Here is a 17,378-nt window from a genome sequence, read left to right as displayed (position 1 = left end):
TCTGCATTTCTTTTAATTTTTAAAACCTCCAAAAATTTAAAAATGATTGGCAGCCATTTTAGAAGGGATTTCAAGTTTGGCCGCCAATAAGAGTAATGATTCTACACGTTCAGGTATTCATCCCTTTCATAATCGAAGACCTGTATCCTGTAAGAGTCCCATTCTGCCCTTTTGATGTTGTAGAACTGATTGAATACTTTTTCACCAAGGGCATTTTTGACTACATCGTCCTCTTCTAATGAATGGTATGCTTCCCATAAGCTTGTCGGTAAATTGTTGATTCCTTTTGCTGCAATTTCCTCTTCGGAATATGCGAACAGGTTATCCTCAGTAGGTTCACCAGGGTCAATCTTATTGTCCATACCATCCAAACCTGCTTCGAGCAGCACTGCAAATGCTAGATATGGGTTACATGATGGGTCGGCTGATCTGCATTCGATTCTTGTACCTAATCCACGGGATGCAGGGATTCTTAAGAGTGTTGATCTGTTTTTGAATCCGTAAGCTATGTAACATGGTGCCTCGTAACCTGGCACTAAACGTTTGTAAGAGTTAACTGTTGGGGATAGTATTGCTGATAAAGCTGGAGCGTGTTTCAATAACCCTCCGATGAAGTACAGTGCTTCTTGGGATATTTGGGTTTCGGTATCCGGGTCATAGAAAATGTTTTTCCCATCTTTAAAGAGACTTTGGTTACAGTGCATACCGCTTCCGTTGATTCCTAGGAAAGGTTTTGGCATGAAAGTTGCTTTGAATCCTAATTTATTGACTAATGCTTTGACCGCTTCTTTGAAAGTTATTACAGCGTCAGCTGTTTTTAAAGCATCTGCATATTTAAAGTCTACCTCATGCTGTCCTGCTGCCACTTCGTGGTGGCTTACTTCCACATTGAAGTCAAGTTTCTCCAATCCTAACACGATTTCCCTTCTGATGTCTGTACCTTGGTCGAGAGGCTCGACATCGAAGTATTCAGCTTCATCCGCAGGGATGTAGTTTCCGTTCTCGTCTTTTGTTATGATGAAGAATTCAGGTTCAGGACCCATATTGAACTGGTATCCTCTTTTTTCAGCTAACTGTAATGATTTTTTAAGCACTCCCCTTGGGTCACCGTCATATGGTTTTCCTTCAGTGGTGAAAATATCACAGATGAATCTACTAGTACCTTTAACTTCAGGCCTCCATGGAATTGTTGAGAATGTGTCGATGTCCGGTTTTGCAAGAAGGTCACTGTCATTGATTGAAGCTAATCCTGCAATTGAGGATCCGTCAAACAATAATCCGTCGTTTACAATGTCTTCAACGTCGTCCGCCTTCTTAAGTGGCACGGCCATGCTTTTTGGCAATCCATGTATATCTGCAAGTTCTAATTTCAAAAATTTTATATCGTTTGCTTCGATTGTTTTTATGATTTGGTCTAGTTTTTTATCTTTTTCTGACATTTTCTCACATCTTTTTGTATATTGCTCATTTAGTTTGAAAAATGGAAGGTGGAAAACCATTTTTTACTAAATGAATTTTATGAAATCATAGTCGGAAGGAAGTTTCCTTCCGATACTACATATTTATAAAATAATATATAAATGTTTGTGTTTTGCCAAAAAATTTAAACTTAAAAATGAAGTTTTTGTTGTGTAGACAGATGCGTTCAGTTATTGCAGTGTTGATTTATTTCTCATCAAGAATCCTTCACAGTCTGGGTATGGTGGTGAATATCAACAAAAATTAAAGAATATAATTATTATTCATATTTTTTTTGCGATAATCTCTTTTATTTTTTTTAATATTTTTTTAATTGTTTAATTTTATATTGCAAATTTTATTTTTTTTCATTAAATGTTGTTGTCTGTTAAGTTTAAAGCACAATAAATGAAAAAATGAATTATAAATCATAATTTTTAAATAGCAATTTTTTATAATATAATTAATAGACATTATTCTAAAAAGATAATGATTTATATTAAAAATGGGTATTAAAAATTGGTGTAATAAACAAAAATGAAATATCCTCCTAAAAAGTTGAATATTGATATGTTTATTTATAACTAATTTATTTTTAATAAACTATTAAACGTGATAAACATGGCAGATAAGAAAAAGAGACAACGTGGAAAGGAGATAAATTCTGCGTTAATCAAGTACGGATTTGGAAAGTTCATCAATAGAAGCATAAAGAGCAAAATCTTTCCTTCCAAAGAGGAAGAGGAATACAGCATCCTATTGGATGATGAGCTTCCTGTAAACTTAAGGCTAATGTTTCAGGAGCTTGGAACATCTTTCATTAAGTTAGGTCAGCTATTGAGCACAAGACCGGATATGGTGGGGGAGAAGATAGCCACAGAATTTGAAAAGCTGCAGGATGACAATCCGCCTGTCTCATATGAGGAAGTCAAAAGCACAATCGAAAGTGAACTTAATGGAAACATTGAGGATTTGTTCGCGGAATTTTCTGAGGAAAGCCTTGCAACAGCTTCAATAGGTCAAGTGCATATGGCAAAATTGCCTACAGGGGAAAAGGTTGCAGTTAAAATTCAAAAAGCTGGCATTGCAGATACCATTGACACTGATTTAATCATCATGAAGAACCTTGCGGGAAAACTTCACAAAAACGATGAGCTCAGGAAATTCAATTTACCTGGAATAATGGACGCATTTGACCATTCAATCCACATCGAAATTGATTATATCAATGAATTGATCAATATGAAGCAACTGGAGAGAAATTTTGCAGATGACGAAACAATCCACATTCCAATTGCATATCCTGAATATTGTACCTCAAAGGTCCTTACAATGGAATTCGTTGAAGGAACAAAAATGCAGGACGTTATCGAAAGCGACAGTGATGAATTCGACAAGCCGCTCCTAGCAAAACGTGTGCTTGACTCTTTCATGAAACAGCTATTGCTTGACGGATTTTTCCATGATGACCCTCATGCGGGAAACATGTTTGTTTTGGACGACAATGTCTTATGTTACATCGATTTGGGTACAGTCGGCATTCTTGACGATGACTTCAGAAAGGAACTTTGCGACCTGCTGATGCTTGTTGGAGACAAGGACGTCAAAGGTGTAATTAACCAATTCATTTATATGGGCGTTGTGGATTACACCATGGACACTACAGACCTGAAACGTGACCTTCGTGACCTATTCTTCAGGTATCTTAATGATGATGTAGGTGGTTTGAATGACATATTTGACAAATTGCTTTCACTCATGCAAGATTACGGAATAATTCTACCTAATGAATTCGCTACAATGGCCCGTTCATTATCAATGATTGAATCCGTTTCAAGCAATTTGGATCCAAATGTCGACATGATGGCATCCATCGAACCGATTGCAACAATAGAAGTCAAAAACAGAACAGATCTCAAAAGCCTTCTCAGCGATAAGAAAGGTAGCATATTATACTATAAAAACATGCTCAAGTCCTTATTGCCTCTTCTTGCAAATTCCATTCACAAGATTGAAAACGGTGACATGAGCATAAGGTTCGAGCTTGACAGCCTCGATAGAATCGTTAGCAAATTCTCGCTTGTAGTGATAATCGCTGCCCTTTTAATAAGCTCCTCATTGGTCATGACAGTGACAAGGGGACCTATGCTGTTTGACATGCCGTTGATTTCCGTAGTAGGTTATATCATAACACTGATTTTGGGAGTAATAGGCATAATTAATTACTTATATTCCAGATAATTTCAGATATGAAGTTCAAAATGAACTTCAATCACTATTTTTTTTTTAATTATTTCAGAGTTCAGCTTCAAAACCGGTTTTTTTCCATTGCTGAGTTTAATCAATAAAAAACAGATGTGATGTTTTAGATAAAAATATAAAAAATAAAAAAAGAGTAAAGCAGACTTAAGCTGCTGTAACTTCAATAATGAAGGTCATGTTTTCAACGGTTTTAGTTTCACCTGCTCTCATGGTGTAGATAGGTGAATCACGTAAAATTAAAATGTTGTTGACTTCTCTGATTTTGTTGTCAGCCACTTCTTGCATGTGGGTGCCTTCGTAAGTGAAAGCTGCATGTTGTTCACCTTCTAATTTGTATGAAATTACTTCGCCAGTATTTTTATTAGTTGCTTTTACATCAATTATCATTTTTCAATCTCCATGTGTTGATAATAATAAATATATTCATTAAAGTTTTTAAATGATACGGTTTAAATCTAATGAATATGGAAGTGCCATTATATTTCTATTTAGCCTACAAGGATTTGGATAGGTTATCTCCCGGCAGCGATGAAACGACTCTCAAGGCATTAGATAAAGTTGATTTTGACACTCAATCTGAATTAAATATTTTAGATATTGCCTGTGGAGTTGGCACATCAACAATACTGCTTGCAAATCACTTTGAAAATTCAACCGTTGAGGGATTTGACTTATTCAGACATTATGTGGACAAATTGGATGAAAGGATCATTGAAAACAACCTTTCCGACAGGGTTTTCAGTCATGCCATGGACATGAACGACCCGGATTTTGCAAATGAGGAGTTTGACATCGTGTTTTGTGAAGCGGCAATAGACATTATCGGATTCAAAAAGGGTTTAACGCAGTGGAGGAGATTGCTGAAGCCAAACGGATACATGGTTGTATCGGACATCACATGGATTGGAAGGCCTTCTTCCGAAAGCAGAAAGTTCTGGAAAGACATCTATTCTGAAATAGATACCATTGAAAATAAGATTTCGCAAATTTCTAAATTGGGTTTTGAATTCGTTGACTATGTGGTTGTACCTAAAGAGGAGTGGATTGACTATCACAAGAAATTGGAAAGGAATTTGAACTCCTTAAGTAGCGACAAGTCAGCAGGGGCATTTTCAAAGCAGATTAAAAAGGAAATTGAAACCTACAGAAGAAACAGCGATGATTATAGCTATGTGTTTTATGTCATGAAATGGTGTTGATTATGAAATATACAAAACTTGGAAACTCTAATTTGAATGTAAGTCGTGTATGTATGGGCTGTATGGGATTTGGAGATCCGCAGAACGGAATGCATACATGGACACTGCCTGAAAAGGAATCAATAGAGATAATTAAAAATGGACTTGAGAATGGAATAAACTTCTACGATACTGCCATAGGATATCAGAACGGAACCTCAGAGCAATACGTTGGAAAGGCAATCCGTGAGAATGCCGCAAGGGAGGATGTGGTCGTTGCGACAAAGTTCCTGCCACGTTCAGAGGAGGAAATCGCAAACAATGTCTCCGGACAGGAGCATATCCACAACTTCGTCAACAAAAGCCTTGAGAATTTGGACATGGACTACATCGATTTGTATATCTATCACATGTGGGACTACAACACCCCATTATATGACATTCTTGAAGGATTAAATGAGGTAATTGAGGAAGGAAAGGTAAAATACATAGGCATATCCAACTGTTTTGCATGGCAGCTTGCAAAGGCTAATGCCATGGCCGAAAGTGAGGGATTTGCAAAGTTCGTATCAATTCAAGGCCATTATAATCTGATTTTTAGGGAAGAGGAGCGTGAGATGATTCCGTTATGCGCTGCCGACAATATTGCAACAACACCATACAGCGCCCTAGCATCAGGAAGGCTGTCAAGACTTCAGGGTGAGGATTCCAAAAGGATGAAGGAAGATTTCTATGCAAAACTGAAATACCAGTCAACAGAGGCCCAGGATATGGAAATCATAAAAAGGGTGGATGAACTGGCACAAAATTACGGCGTTTCAATGACTGAAGTGTCCCTTGCATGGCTGTTGACAAAAGTGACATCCCCAATCGTCGGAGCCACTAAAATGCATCATGTTGAAGGTGCCGTCAACTCAGTTGAATTGAAACTGTCCTCAGATGACATCATCTATCTTGAGGAACCCTATGTTGCCCATGACCTGGTTGGTGTAATGGCCGACAATAAGGCCTCAGCAAATGATAATGAAAAAGTGTGGGCGAAACACACTAAAAACAAGATTTAGACTGATTATTCATCAAATAAGAGCTTGTCGATGACATCCATGTCAAGATGCTCCTTGACTATTTCAGCCAGTCTGTTTAGGGAGTAATCCTTTTGGGTTTCATATGGGTCTTCACCGTATTTGGCATCAAGGCCCTTTTTAACCCGGATATAGTTTAGGAATTCCCTTCTGAAGTTATAGTTGTGGAAAATTCCGTGGAAGTATGTAGCAAATGCGTTACCATTGCTTGCACCATCGATCTTGCCGTCATCGTTATTTCCCTGGCCCTTGAGGATATTCAGAAGTGGTGTTGAGTTTAGAAGCTCGCTGGTTCCTTCGTGTATCTCATAACCTGTAACTTCCTCTCCGACGATGTCTTTGAAGATTTCACCTGCAATGCCGTCCAAGTCATCAGGAACTGTTGCTGTAGATTGTGTCACGATTTTGCCTTCCCTTGAAAAGCTGGATTCGATGTCCAAAAGACCCAATCCCTCAATTGTACCATGCTTGGATTCGCGCTTGTCCTCATCATGAATCACGTTACCGAGGATTTGCAGTCCTCCGCAGATTCCGACAATAGGAATTTCAGCTGATTTTTCAATGATTCTCTCTGCAAGACCGCTTTCACGCAATGCAAACATGTCTTCGGTTGAGTTACGGGTTCCCGGAATGATTATCGCATCGACATCACCTATCTCATCATTGACGCCAATCATCTTAAGCGCAACATCGCTTTCGTATTCGAATGGGTCGATGTCTGTGAAGTTGGCTATTTTAGGCAATCTGATGACTCCTATGGTCAGGTCCTTGTCCTCTGCAAAGACATGTGTGGTCAGTGATGCTGAATCCTCTTCCGGAAGCTTCAATGTCTCGTCATAAGGCAGTACTCCCAATACTGGTTCTCCGGTAATCTCTTCAATTCTGTCAAGTCCAGGTTTTAGGATATCGAGATTTCCCCTGAACTTGTTGATTACTGTTGCCTTCAGGCGTGAACGGTCATAATCGTCAAGCAATACGTATGTTCCGGCTATTGCCGCAAACACCCCTCCCATTTCAATGTCAGCTATTAGGATGACATTCGCATCTGCAAGGTGTGCGATTTCCATGTTTGCAATGTCCTGGTCACGCATGTTGATTTCGGCAGGAGATCCTGCCCCTTCAATGATAATGACATCATACTCTTCGGACAGTATCTTGAAGCTTTCTTTGATGGCGTTGAATGCTGTATCGTGGTACTTGTGCTGATAGTCATAGAAGTTCATGTCTCCAATTGATTTTCCCTGGATGATTACATTTGATGTGAAATCTCCCTTTGGTTTGAGCAAAACTGGATTCATGTGTATGCTTGGTTCAATCATCGCCGCTTCTGCCTGCAGCATTTGGGCTATTCCAATTTCACCGTTTTCCTTTGTGGTGTATGAGTTCAGTGACATGTTCTGAGATTTGAATGGAGCTACCTTATATCCCCTTGTCTTGTAAATTCTGCATAATGCAGCCACTAGCATACTTTTTCCGGCATTTGATGATGTTCCTTGAACCATGATACAGTGTGTCATGTATAAAGTTATTGTGCTAATGCTATAAATAATTTAAAAATGAGATTAAATTAATCTCATTTGAGGTATGATTTGAATATATCCGGGGTTTATAAAAACTGATTTGAAATCATACCTTCAAAATCGATTAGCAAGAATAAATTATTGAAAATTTACCTTACAATAATTAATATATCAATTTATAATATATATTATTGTCTATTTTTCATTATAATTCTTTTATTTTATCAATAAGAATTATTAAATTTTAATTTTTTTAATGTAATTGAATTTTAATAATTTTTATTTTTTTGATATGACTTATTATTATAATCGATTAGACATTTTTTTTTCATGTAATTATATTTAAATAGTATATTACCAAATGATTAATTATGATAGGAAAATTTTGTTCAGAAAAAATGTTTAGTTCCGAAAAAATTAATGTCGGAAGGCAAGTTGATTTGGATTTAGCAAAAGGATTTTCCATCATATTCATGGTTTTTGTTCATTGTCTCCTGTTTGCGGAGACTTTTAGTGCTTCATACAGCCCACTTTATTATCATGCAATTAACGATTTCCTTGGAGGACCTATGTGCGCCCCATTATTCATGTTCTGTATGGGTGTGGGTATTGCATATTCAAGGCGTAGTCAAAGTGACATAATGATAAAAAGGGGTATAAGCCTATTGTTTTTAGGAATTCTTGTGGATTTTGGAGAATTCGTAATGGCTCATTTTTTATGTGGCTACCTATTGAATGACTGGACCCTTTTCCCAATATATGGGGGATTGGTCATGTTTACAGTGGATATTTTGGAATTTGCGGCTTTAAGCTTTATTGTATTTGGTATTTTCAAGAAATTTAACATTAGCAACAGGCAAATGATTTTGTTCGCATTGGTGTTGTCTGTTATTGGAAGTTTTGTGAGAATGTTGTCTTTTGACAGCAATCTTTATAATCTGCTGTTTGGATATTTAGTAGGTACTCAGCTTCATTTCACAACATTCCCGTTCTTTAATTGGTTTATTTTCCCTGTGATTGGGTATGTTTGGGGACAGTATTTCATAAGAGCATATAAGGACAAGTTCTTTAAGTATTGGCCGGTATTCTTCATAATCCCGTTGATCTATTTCTATTTCTCAATGAGTGCACCGGGAGCCTTCTTGGTTGATGATGCTCATTATTACTATATGACCACAATCGATGCTTTCTTTTGTCTAATATATATTCACGGGGCAATGGGATTCTTCTATACCATTAGCGATAAGTTGCCTCAGAAAGTTAAGGATATTGCAGCTACTTTAAGCAGGCATATTAATGAAATTTATATAGCCCAGTGGTTCCTTATTCCGCTATTTATTATTGTGATTGTTTATTTGGTAAAAGGAATAGTTTTCAATGATTTGAGCGTTACTATTGTTTCAATAGTTGTTTTAATCCTGTCCACTTTGTTGGCCATGGGAAATAGGAAGATTGCAAAAATGCGCAGTCATTAAATCGTTGAACATATTTCTTTTTATTATTTTTTTTTTAATGCAAATGGCTGAAATATGTGGTCTGGAGCAAATTGGATTGTTCAGGATGCACATCTTTTAGTAAATAAAAGTTACTAAAATAGAAAACTTTTTATATGTCCGGACTTTAATAAATATTTATATAGTATAGGAAACTTAATTGTTTAATGATGAATTTTATAAGAAGTGAGGTTTGTTAATGAAATTTGAAGAACAAGAATCAATCGAAGATTCTACTAATGAAGTAATCCTTGAGCCGGAAGTCGTAGAGACCGGTGAAAGTGAAGAAACCAAACCTATGTTAGATTATAATAATATCAAAAGTTCACAAGATATAGAAGTCCCACCTTTATTAATTGATCAAGTGATTGGACACGAAGAATCAATTGAAACAATTAAAAAAGCTGCAAAACAGAGAAGGAACGTTTTGTTAATTGGTGATCCTGGTGTCGGAAAATCAATGCTTGCAAAAGGTATGGCACAAATTCTACCACATGAAACTCTTCAAGATATATTAGTATACCCTAATATAGAAGACAACAACCACCCATTAGTAAGATCTGTCCCAGCAGGGGAAGGTAAAAAAATAGTTAGAGCAACAAAAGGCTCAGCAAAAGGCCATGAAGAAAGAAAGACCATAATTACAATGTTCGCAATCGGAGGAATACTGGTAATCGGATTCATGTATGGAAGATTACTCGAATCAATCATTGCGGCAGCGTTAATCTTATTGATATCAATTCAAATAAAACCGAAATCCAATAACATGTCTCCAAAATTATTGGTAAATAATGAGGAGTCCAGATTCGCACCGTTCATGGATGCTACAGGGGCTCACGCAGGAGCATTGTTAGGGGATGTACGTCACGACCCATACCAATCCGGTGGGTTAGGCACGCCTGCACATGAACGTGTTGAAGCGGGAATGATTCACAAGGCAAATAAAGGGGTTTTATACATTGACGAAATCGGTACAATGAGCATGAAAACCCAACAGGAATTATTGTCTGCAATGCAGGAAAAGCAATACGCAATCACAGGTCAAAGCGAGAACTCAAGTGGTGCAATGGTAAGATCCCAGGCTGTACCATGTGACTTTGTGCTTGTGGCATCAGGAAACCTTCAAGTTTTAGAAGGAATGCACATTGCTATGAGGTCCAGAATCAGAGGATATGGTTATGAAGTGTTCATGAAGGATTACATGGATGATACAACCGAAAACCGTGAAAAATTAGTCCAATTCGTAGCTCAGGAAGTTAAAAACGATGGAAGAATTCCTCACTTTGCTCCGGATGCATTGGATGAAATCATCATGGAAGCAAAAAGAAGGTCCGGAAAGCAGGATGCATTGACCCTAAGGCTTAGGGATTTAGGTGGACTGGTAAGGTCCGCCGGAGATGTGGCTATTGAAAAAGGAGCGGAAATCGTAACCGCAGAACATGTTGTCGAGGCTAAAAGATTCGCAAGAACCCTTGAACAGCAAATAGCTGACAGGTCCATTATGCAAAGAAAAGACTACAGTATGGTATCTGCCGAAGGAGGCAGAATCGGTCTTGTAAATGGTCTTGCAGTTATAGGTGACAGAAGCGGTATCGTTTCACCGATTGCAGCGGAAGCTGCACCGACACAATCAAAAAGCGGTGGTCAAATAATCGCTACCGGTAAATTGGGTGAAATCGCACAGGAATCCGTTCAAAACGTAAGTGCATTAATCAAGAAATACACTAACAAGGACATTTCCAACTATGACATTCACGTTCAGTTCATCCAGACCTATGACGGTGTGGAAGGTGACTCCGCAAGTGTGAGCATTGCAACAGCTGTAATATCTGCAATTGAAGAGATTCCAATTGACCAGACCGTTGCATTGACCGGTTCACTTAACGTACGTGGTGATGTAATGCCTATTGGTGGAGCAACCGCAAAAATCGAAGCGGCTGCAGAGGCTGGAATGAAAAAGGTATTGATTCCAAAATCCAACCTTAAAGATGTGATGATTGAGAAGAAATACGAAGACATGATTGAAATCATTCCAACCGAAACTTTGAGTGATGTTTTGGAAAACATTCTAATCAGCGGATCCAGCAAGGATAAACTGATTGAAAAAATGAAAAATATCGGTTCAAAAGTTGCAGAAAAAGTTCCACAAACAAGTATTAACAATCCAACTACAAACTAGTTGGATTAATCTATTATTTTTTCTTTTACTATTTTTTCGATTATATTATAGAATTCGCAGTCTGTTTTTTCAAATTCCTCAAAGCTTGAGTCAACACTGCAACTGCATGTATCTGATTTTCCAATCAAATATTCATTTGAGCCTTTTTTAATTAAAATTCCGAATAATCTTTCCTTTTCGTCGCCGTAGAGCTTGAATTCATCTTCTGTCAATTGCAGGGAGTAGTCATCAACGGAAAAGATGTCGCATTCATTCACTATAGGCATGAATGTCATCATGCCCAACGGCAGATATACGTTTTCGCTTTCATGAATCTTGAGAAGCCTTTCCTCATATGAGTCGTCGGGGGTGATGCCGTATCCCTTGATTTCAAGGATGTTGTTTGTCCCCATGTAGCCATCATCATCGATTATGAAAGAAAGCAAATCAGGGTCTATATAATTATCGCATGTAGCCCTGATATTTTTAATGGTTTCACTGAGATTCATCACAAAATGCCTCGAATCTTTCACATAATGAAAGCACTTCATCAATTCTGTCTATTTCATTCACCCAATCTACAGGTATTGAGTCAAAACCGTAATAGATTCCAGCCAACCCTCCGCAAATTGCGGCATTGGTGTCGGTATCTATGCCTATGTTGACTGCCTCAAGAACTGCATCGGCATAATTTTCGGTGATTAATAAACAGCGGACAACAACTTCAAAAGTGCTGATTACATATCCCTTTCCACTTACGATTTCCAAATCATTGTTGAATATTCTTTCAAAGTGTTTAAGTTCAGGTGAATCCTTATAGTATTCCTTGATCTTGTCGCATGCTGAAAATATGTGTTCCTCCATTGTCCATCCTGAATTTTCAAGCATTGATTTGGCCATCTCAACATATAATACGCAAGCGATTTTGGACCTTGGATGTGCATGGGTCAGGCCTGAAACGTTTTCGATTGTCTCATAGTCAATGTCCTTGACGTAAGCCAATGGCAGGACTCTCATTAGAGACCCGTTACCGTTGTCCCTTTCCCCTTTGCATCCTGATTCCAATGCAGGAGTGTTTTGACCGACATATCTGGATATTGCACTTGATGTGGTAACTCCACAGTCAAATGTGCTGTTGCCCTGCATGTATTTTGCCTCACTATACCAGGCTACAAATTTGTCCATTATGTCCTCATAATCGATGCCCTGCTTTTGGACTATGCTGTGCATTGTGGCAAGGGTCATGGCTGAATCGTCAGACCATGTTCCTGCAGGTTGGTTATAAGTTCCATAACCTTCCATTTTTGTGATAGGATTTTGGCTAAGATCATATCCTGATTTAAACTCTACAGGAACGCCTAAAGCGTCCCCAACTATTAAACCGACAATTCCATCTTTAACTTTCATGATATTACTTATGTCGTTCATTGTTATTAAATTGTGTGATTAGGTTTATTAAATTCTAAAACAAAATTTTAACCAATGACAGATATAGAATTGAGGCATTGGAGAGAATCGGATGCAAAATGCCTGTATCATTTCGCTAAAAATCCCAATATTGGGCCGATTGCAGGCTGGCCACCTCATGAAAGTGTGGAGAATAGTCTAACAATCATAAAAACCCTATTCTGCAGGCCTGAATGCTATGCAATCGTTAATGATGACATTCCAATCGGCTGTGTCGAGCTTCTGATTCATCCCGACGGCAATCACTGGTGGGGTGAGGGTTCGGCAGAGCTTGGCTATTGGGTGGCTGAGGAATATCAATCAAGGGGCTATGCGACCGAGGCTTCCCGAATATTGATAGAAAGGGCTTTCAATGATTTGGGTATTGAAAGGATTTATGCCACTTTTAAAATTGAAAATATGGCCTCCAGAAGGGTATTGGAAAAACTGGGATTTGAATTTCACGCCGAAATGTCAAACATTGACTATTTGAACCAGCCTTTCAGGGAAATTGCCATGGTATTGGAAAAATAATTTATATTAAGAAAATGTTAATTTTAAATAATGACAAGACAATGTGAAAAATGCGGATTTGTTAATCAGGACGATTATGATTTCTGCGCAAAATGCGGAAATCCGTTGATTGAGGGTGTTCAGCCTAGAAACTTCATGGTCATAAAGCCTGAAGACATCAAAATCAACAAGAAAGCGATTGCCATATCTTATATAATCACTATTTTTCTCTCATGGAGCGGTTTCATTGTAGGGGTTTTGGCAAAGAACACCAAAATGGCTACTTTCGCGTTTTTCGGATTTTTCATGCCTTTCTATCTTGTCCAGTCAAGACATCCGACCATCAGAAAACACGGCATAATTCAGCTGTTAATCTCATTGGTTGGTGTGGCGCTCTCATTTTACGTGATGTTACATTAAAAAAAGTAATATGGGAAATTAGACTGGAATAAATCTTACATTTCCCATTAAAATCTGTATTGGAATTTCAAATAGGTTTGCTCCGTTGTTAGCCATTGCTGTATCCACAGCGTCCCCTCTGGACATTGAACCGGAAACTCCACCATTGCCGGCATATCCGTAGTAACCGTCATTTGCACGAATGTCATCAACAATGCCGGATCCGAAAATGGCCTGAGCAGCATCATTGTTCACGCTAACGATTAGGTGAGGAGTATATCCATAGGAATAGGTAATGATATCACGGGCTGCTCCATACGGGTCTTCAGGGTGATTTATGTGCACATTGTGCAGGGTTTGGCCTTCAGCATTCATTGAGCTTCCGGGATAGACCCATTCAAAGCCGCCTAGGGAAAACTTTGCTGCCATATCAATACTCGCATCCTCTGTTGAATCCTCAGCAACAATTAAAATCGGACTAACAATAGTTGCAATTAGGAATATCACCACTATTGCAACGATAGCTAATAGGATTGCATGTAATTTATTCATAATTAGTTTTTTATGAAACTTTATATATTAATACTTAACCTTTTTAATAATCAAAAACATATATAATCTCATAAAAATTTTGGTGATATTGTGATTATAGGCGGTTCATCCTCACAAGATTTAGCGGCTCATGTTGCCCGTGAACTTGGAGAAGAATTATGTTATGTTGAAACTAAGAAGTTTCCAGATGGAGAAAGGTATTTGAGGATTCCTAAAGATGTTGAAGGCAAAGAAGTTACTGTCATTCAGTCAACAGGGTATCCTCAAGATGAAAATTTGATGGAACTGTTGTTCATGATTTCAAATCTTAAGGATTTGGGTGCAAAGAAGGTTAAGGCTGTCGTTCCATACATGGGTTATGCAAGACAGGAGAAACGATTCAACCCTGGCGAGACAATTTCCGCTAAAATCGTTTGTAACTTAATCCAGGCGGCAGGAGCCGACGAGTTCATCACATTCAACATTCATGAGGAATGCGTATTGAATTTCTTTGATATTCCTGCAAGGAACATATCAGCAATGCCTGCCATTGCAGAATACCTGGACAAGAAGTTCTTCAAGAAAACCAATGAAAAACCATTGATCATCGCACCTGATAAGGGAGCATACGGCTTTGCACAGGAAATTTCAGAAATAATCGGCTGTGACTGCACTTACCTTACAAAAGTCAGATTAGGGCCGGATAAGGTAGAGACAAAAATAGTCGATGTCAGATGCGATAGTGAAAGTGAAAACACCGTAAATGTGGATTCCGTAAAAGGAATGCATGCGGTAATCATTGACGACATTATAGCTACAGGCGGAACAATAGTCAATGCGATAAACATCCTAAAACAGTATGGAGCATCATCAGTCGATGTGTGCTGTGTACATCCAATCTTGACCAACAACGGCGCTACAAGAATCTATGAGGCCGGTGCAAACAAGATTATTGGAACAAACAGTTTATCATCTGACACTTCACGTGTATCTATTGCAAAGGCAATTGCAGATGCATTGAGGCAATAATATGGATAAGGAAAACATCAAAAAGGAACTTATAGACAAATCAAACAATATTCTAGAAAAATACTCTGAACCTGATGTTGTGGAAAGCGTATCAGTGATGAACATGGCCGCAAAAACCATATTTCTGGGTTCCCTTAAGGTTTACAACACTGAAGTCATTCCAAACATAATAAGGGACTTGGAAAAGGACTTAAAGGGTTATGGCGAACTGGTTGTAAGGGACCAGAAGGTCACCCCATGCTGTTCACCAAGCTATACACACATTAGTTTCAATGTTACAATCTTAAACTAGATACCATGAAGGAATTCAAGCTAAAATCACCCTATAAACCATTGGGTGATCAACCAAAAGCCATTAACTCTTTAGCTGAAGGAATAAAGAATGGTTTAAAGGAACAGACACTTCTAGGTGTGACCGGTTCCGGAAAGACTTTTACAATGGCGAATGTCATTGAAAAAGTCCAAAAACCAACCCTTGTCATTTCACACAATAAAACCTTGGCCGCCCAGCTGTATGAGGAATTCAAGGAGTTCTTCCCTGACAATGCGGTGGAATACTTTGTCAGCTATTACGATTATTATCAGCCTGAGGCCTACGTGCCGAGGACTGACACATTCATCGATAAGGAAGCGTCAATCAATGACGACATAGACATAATGAGGCACTCCGCCACACAGTCATTGCTTTCAAGGGATGATGTCATTGTGGTAAGCAGCGTGAGCTGCATATATGGTATAGGTTCTCCTGAAGACTATGGAGAATTCGCCTTTGGAATAGCTGTTGGGGACATTTACGACAGGTCTGAAATCCTCTCAAGACTTGTGTTCATGCAATATGAACGCAATGACATCGAGTTTGCCCGTGGTCAATTCCGTGTCAGAGGGGATGTAATTGAAATCAATCCCGTTCATGGAACCCCTCCTATAAGAATCGAGCTATTCGGCGATGAGATAGATGCCATAAGCATTATCGACAAGGTCACAGGAAAGAAAAAGGAAGCTCTTCAAAGGTACATGATCTTCCCTGCAAAGCACTTCGTTGTGGGCCAGGACAAGATGGACACCGCAATATCAAAAATCAGCAACGAACTGGAAGAGAGATTGGCCGAACTCAACGCCATGGGAAAACTTCTGGAAGCCCAAAGGCTTGAGCAGAGGACCCGTTTCGACATTGAGATGCTTCGTGAAATGGGCTACTGTCCTGGAGTCGAAAACTACTCAATGCACCTGTCCGGGCGTAAATGGGGAGACAAGCCTTATTCACTTTTAAAGTATTTCCCTGATGATTTTCTTACAATAATAGATGAGTCCCACGTTACAGTGCCGCAGATTCGCGGAATGTACAATGGGGACCGTGCACGTAAGGAGACACTTGTGGAATACGGTTTCAGATTGCCTTCCGCCAAGGAGAATCGTCCGTTGAGGTTTGATGAGTTCGAATCATCTGTCAATCAGGTGATTTATGTTTCAGCAACCCCTGCTCAGTATGAGCTTGCAAAGTCAAGCAATGTGGTTGAGCAAATCATCAGGCCAACAGGTCTCGTTGATCCTGAAGTATTGATAAGGCCGGTTACAGGTCAGGTTGAGGATTTGCTTAAAGAGGTTAGGAAAACTGCCGAAAAGGACGAAAGGGTATTGGTCACCACTTTGACAAAGAGGATGGCTGAGGACCTGACCGACTACTATGCAAGAATCGGCGTCAAGGTAAGGTACATGCACTCCGAAATCGACACATTGGAGAGAATTGACATTGTCGATGACCTGAGAAGAGGCAAGTTTGACGTGTTGGTCGGTGTAAACCTTCTGAGGGAAGGGCTTGACCTGCCGGAGGTTTCATTGGTTGCAATTCTCGATGCGGACAAGGAAGGGTTCTTAAGAAATCAGACATCATTGATACAGACCATTGGTAGGGCCGCAAGGAACGTCAACGGCCGTGTGATAATGTATGTGGATGAGATGACAGATTCCGTCAAGAACGCATATGACATAACACTCAAAAGGCGCAAGCTGCAGATGAAATACAATGAAGTTCATGGAATCACACCAAAATCAACTCAAAGAACATTGAAAGAGAAATTGGCAGAAGAGGACGAGAAATACAAGGTTGTTGGAGCGGATGTCAGCAAGATGCCTAAGGATGAGCTTCGTTTGTTAATCAGGGACCTTGAAAAGGACATGAAGGATGCCGCTGCAAGGCTTGATTTTGAGCGTGCTGCCGATTTAAGGAATAAATTATATGCCTTAAAGGTTTTTGATAAATAGGCATATCTATTTGGAATGGATTAAATGCCAAATTTTCATTGATTTTT

At 38.9% G+C, this 17,378-nt stretch carries 16 protein-coding genes; 10 read left to right on the top strand and 6 right to left on the bottom strand.

Translation table 11 applies throughout. The features are described 5' to 3' along the window. Positions 1-101: 101 nt before the first annotated feature. Positions 102-1,439, bottom strand: a complete 1,338-nt coding sequence (glnA, locus tag MBBTH_RS02800; protein WP_116591527.1) for a type I glutamate--ammonia ligase — start codon at positions 1,437-1,439, stop codon at positions 102-104. Positions 1,440-2,079: 640 nt separating this feature from the next. Here glnA and MBBTH_RS02795 point away from each other — a divergent pair. Further along, on the top strand, positions 2,080-3,699 hold the full coding sequence (locus MBBTH_RS02795) for an ABC1 kinase family protein (RefSeq protein WP_116591526.1): 1,620 nt from the start codon (positions 2,080-2,082) through the stop codon (positions 3,697-3,699). A 165-nt stretch (positions 3,700-3,864) separates the two neighbouring features. Here MBBTH_RS02795 and MBBTH_RS02790 read toward each other — a convergent pair whose 3' ends face one another. Next, positions 3,865-4,107 (bottom strand): hypothetical protein, encoded by a 243-nt coding sequence (locus tag MBBTH_RS02790; RefSeq protein WP_116591525.1) that lies wholly within the window; start codon positions 4,105-4,107, stop codon positions 3,865-3,867. Positions 4,108-4,178: 71 nt separating this feature from the next. On the opposite strand from MBBTH_RS02790, the gene MBBTH_RS02785 reads away from it, so the two are divergent. Continuing rightward, the gene (locus tag MBBTH_RS02785; protein WP_243409632.1) at positions 4,179-4,919 is read left to right on the top strand and encodes a class I SAM-dependent methyltransferase; all 741 of its coding nucleotides are present in this window, start codon (positions 4,179-4,181) and stop codon (positions 4,917-4,919) included. A gap of 2 nt (positions 4,920-4,921) precedes the next feature. Then, positions 4,922-5,962 carry an aldo/keto reductase gene (locus tag MBBTH_RS02780; protein ID WP_116591524.1) on the top strand — a complete coding sequence of 347 codons (1,041 nt, stop codon included), beginning with the start codon at positions 4,922-4,924 and terminating at the stop codon, positions 5,960-5,962. Positions 5,963-5,967: 5 nt separating this feature from the next. Here the strand turns inward: MBBTH_RS02780 and cobQ are convergent, their stop codons facing one another. Then, positions 5,968-7,497 (bottom strand): cobyric acid synthase CobQ, encoded by a 1,530-nt coding sequence (cobQ, locus tag MBBTH_RS02775; protein ID WP_116591523.1) that lies wholly within the window; start codon positions 7,495-7,497, stop codon positions 5,968-5,970. Positions 7,498-7,898: 401 nt separating this feature from the next. On the opposite strand from cobQ, the gene MBBTH_RS02770 reads away from it, so the two are divergent. Both MBBTH_RS02770 and lonB read left to right on the top strand, forming a co-directional pair. Beyond that, positions 7,899-8,975, top strand: coding sequence for a heparan-alpha-glucosaminide N-acetyltransferase domain-containing protein (locus MBBTH_RS02770; protein ID WP_165814010.1), 1,077 nt, complete (start codon positions 7,899-7,901; stop codon positions 8,973-8,975). 316 nt (positions 8,976-9,291) lie between these two features. Then, on the top strand, positions 9,292-11,172 hold the full coding sequence (gene lonB, locus MBBTH_RS02765) for an ATP-dependent protease LonB (RefSeq protein WP_243409645.1): 1,881 nt from the start codon (positions 9,292-9,294) through the stop codon (positions 11,170-11,172). A 5-nt stretch (positions 11,173-11,177) separates the two neighbouring features. On the opposite strand, the gene MBBTH_RS02760 is transcribed toward lonB, so the two are convergent. Next, positions 11,178-11,660 carry a hypothetical protein gene (locus tag MBBTH_RS02760; RefSeq protein WP_116591520.1) on the bottom strand — a complete coding sequence of 161 codons (483 nt, stop codon included), beginning with the start codon at positions 11,658-11,660 and terminating at the stop codon, positions 11,178-11,180. Next, positions 11,647-12,558, bottom strand: a complete 912-nt coding sequence (locus tag MBBTH_RS02755; RefSeq protein ID WP_116591519.1) for an ADP-ribosylglycohydrolase family protein — start codon at positions 12,556-12,558, stop codon at positions 11,647-11,649. Before MBBTH_RS02755 ends, MBBTH_RS02760 begins: the two co-directional genes overlap by 14 nt. 75 nt (positions 12,559-12,633) lie before the next feature. Here MBBTH_RS02755 and MBBTH_RS02750 point away from each other — a divergent pair, with 75 nt between their 5' ends. Further along, the gene (locus tag MBBTH_RS02750) at positions 12,634-13,131 is read left to right on the top strand and encodes a GNAT family N-acetyltransferase (RefSeq protein WP_116591518.1); all 498 of its coding nucleotides are present in this window, start codon (positions 12,634-12,636) and stop codon (positions 13,129-13,131) included. A 30-nt stretch (positions 13,132-13,161) separates the two neighbouring features. Then, a complete protein-coding gene (locus tag MBBTH_RS02745; RefSeq protein ID WP_116591517.1) occupies positions 13,162-13,530 on the top strand; it encodes a zinc ribbon domain-containing protein in 369 nt (122 codons plus the stop codon). 18 nt (positions 13,531-13,548) lie between these two features. Here MBBTH_RS02745 and MBBTH_RS02740 read toward each other — a convergent pair whose 3' ends face one another. Beyond that, positions 13,549-14,061: a hypothetical protein gene (locus MBBTH_RS02740; protein WP_116591516.1), complete on the bottom strand. Its 513-nt coding sequence runs from the start codon at positions 14,059-14,061 to the stop codon at positions 13,549-13,551. Positions 14,062-14,151: 90 nt separating this feature from the next. Here MBBTH_RS02740 and MBBTH_RS02735 point away from each other — a divergent pair, with 90 nt between their 5' ends. From MBBTH_RS02735 to uvrB, 3 genes are read left to right on the top strand one after another with little or no spacing between them, the layout of a single operon-like run. Then, positions 14,152-15,069 carry a ribose-phosphate diphosphokinase gene (locus tag MBBTH_RS02735; protein WP_116591515.1) on the top strand — a complete coding sequence of 306 codons (918 nt, stop codon included), beginning with the start codon at positions 14,152-14,154 and terminating at the stop codon, positions 15,067-15,069. A gap of 1 nt (position 15,070) precedes the next feature. Then, the gene (locus MBBTH_RS02730; RefSeq protein ID WP_116591514.1) at positions 15,071-15,361 is read left to right on the top strand and encodes a hypothetical protein; all 291 of its coding nucleotides are present in this window, start codon (positions 15,071-15,073) and stop codon (positions 15,359-15,361) included. Between the two features lie 5 nt (positions 15,362-15,366). Then, positions 15,367-17,331 (top strand): excinuclease ABC subunit UvrB, encoded by a 1,965-nt coding sequence (gene uvrB / locus MBBTH_RS02725; RefSeq protein ID WP_116591513.1) that lies wholly within the window; start codon positions 15,367-15,369, stop codon positions 17,329-17,331. Positions 17,332-17,378 lie beyond the last annotated feature (47 nt).

It is taken from the genome of Methanobrevibacter thaueri (genome assembly GCF_003111625.1).
In the GTDB taxonomy this organism is placed as follows: domain Archaea; phylum Methanobacteriota; class Methanobacteria; order Methanobacteriales; family Methanobacteriaceae; genus Methanocatella; species Methanocatella thaueri.
The sequence above is the reverse complement of the archived record's forward strand: the minus strand, read 5'-3'. Positions and strand labels throughout refer to the sequence as shown.

Coding starts and splice junctions, on each gene's coding strand:
- MBBTH_RS02770 (WP_165814010.1), top strand. CDS start 7,899: ATGTTTAGTTCCGAAAAAATTAATGTCGGAAGGCAAGTTGATTTGGAT.
- MBBTH_RS02740 (WP_116591516.1), bottom strand. CDS start 14,061: ATGAATAAATTACATGCAATCCTATTAGCTATCGTTGCAATAGTGGTG.
- MBBTH_RS02795 (WP_116591526.1), top strand. CDS start 2,080: ATGGCAGATAAGAAAAAGAGACAACGTGGAAAGGAGATAAATTCTGCG.
- cobQ (WP_116591523.1), bottom strand. CDS start 7,497: ATGACACACTGTATCATGGTTCAAGGAACATCATCAAATGCCGGAAAA.
- MBBTH_RS02790 (WP_116591525.1), bottom strand. CDS start 4,107: ATGATAATTGATGTAAAAGCAACTAATAAAAATACTGGCGAAGTAATT.
- MBBTH_RS02755 (WP_116591519.1), bottom strand. CDS start 12,558: ATGAAAGTTAAAGATGGAATTGTCGGTTTAATAGTTGGGGACGCTTTA.
- lonB (WP_243409645.1), top strand. CDS start 9,292: ATGTTAGATTATAATAATATCAAAAGTTCACAAGATATAGAAGTCCCA.
- MBBTH_RS02750 (WP_116591518.1), top strand. CDS start 12,634: ATGACAGATATAGAATTGAGGCATTGGAGAGAATCGGATGCAAAATGC.
- MBBTH_RS02760 (WP_116591520.1), bottom strand. CDS start 11,660: ATGAATCTCAGTGAAACCATTAAAAATATCAGGGCTACATGCGATAAT.
- uvrB (WP_116591513.1), top strand. CDS start 15,367: ATGAAGGAATTCAAGCTAAAATCACCCTATAAACCATTGGGTGATCAA.
- MBBTH_RS02730 (WP_116591514.1), top strand. CDS start 15,071: ATGGATAAGGAAAACATCAAAAAGGAACTTATAGACAAATCAAACAAT.
- MBBTH_RS02785 (WP_243409632.1), top strand. CDS start 4,179: ATGAATATGGAAGTGCCATTATATTTCTATTTAGCCTACAAGGATTTG.
- MBBTH_RS02745 (WP_116591517.1), top strand. CDS start 13,162: ATGACAAGACAATGTGAAAAATGCGGATTTGTTAATCAGGACGATTAT.
- glnA (WP_116591527.1), bottom strand. CDS start 1,439: ATGTCAGAAAAAGATAAAAAACTAGACCAAATCATAAAAACAATCGAA.
- MBBTH_RS02780 (WP_116591524.1), top strand. CDS start 4,922: ATGAAATATACAAAACTTGGAAACTCTAATTTGAATGTAAGTCGTGTA.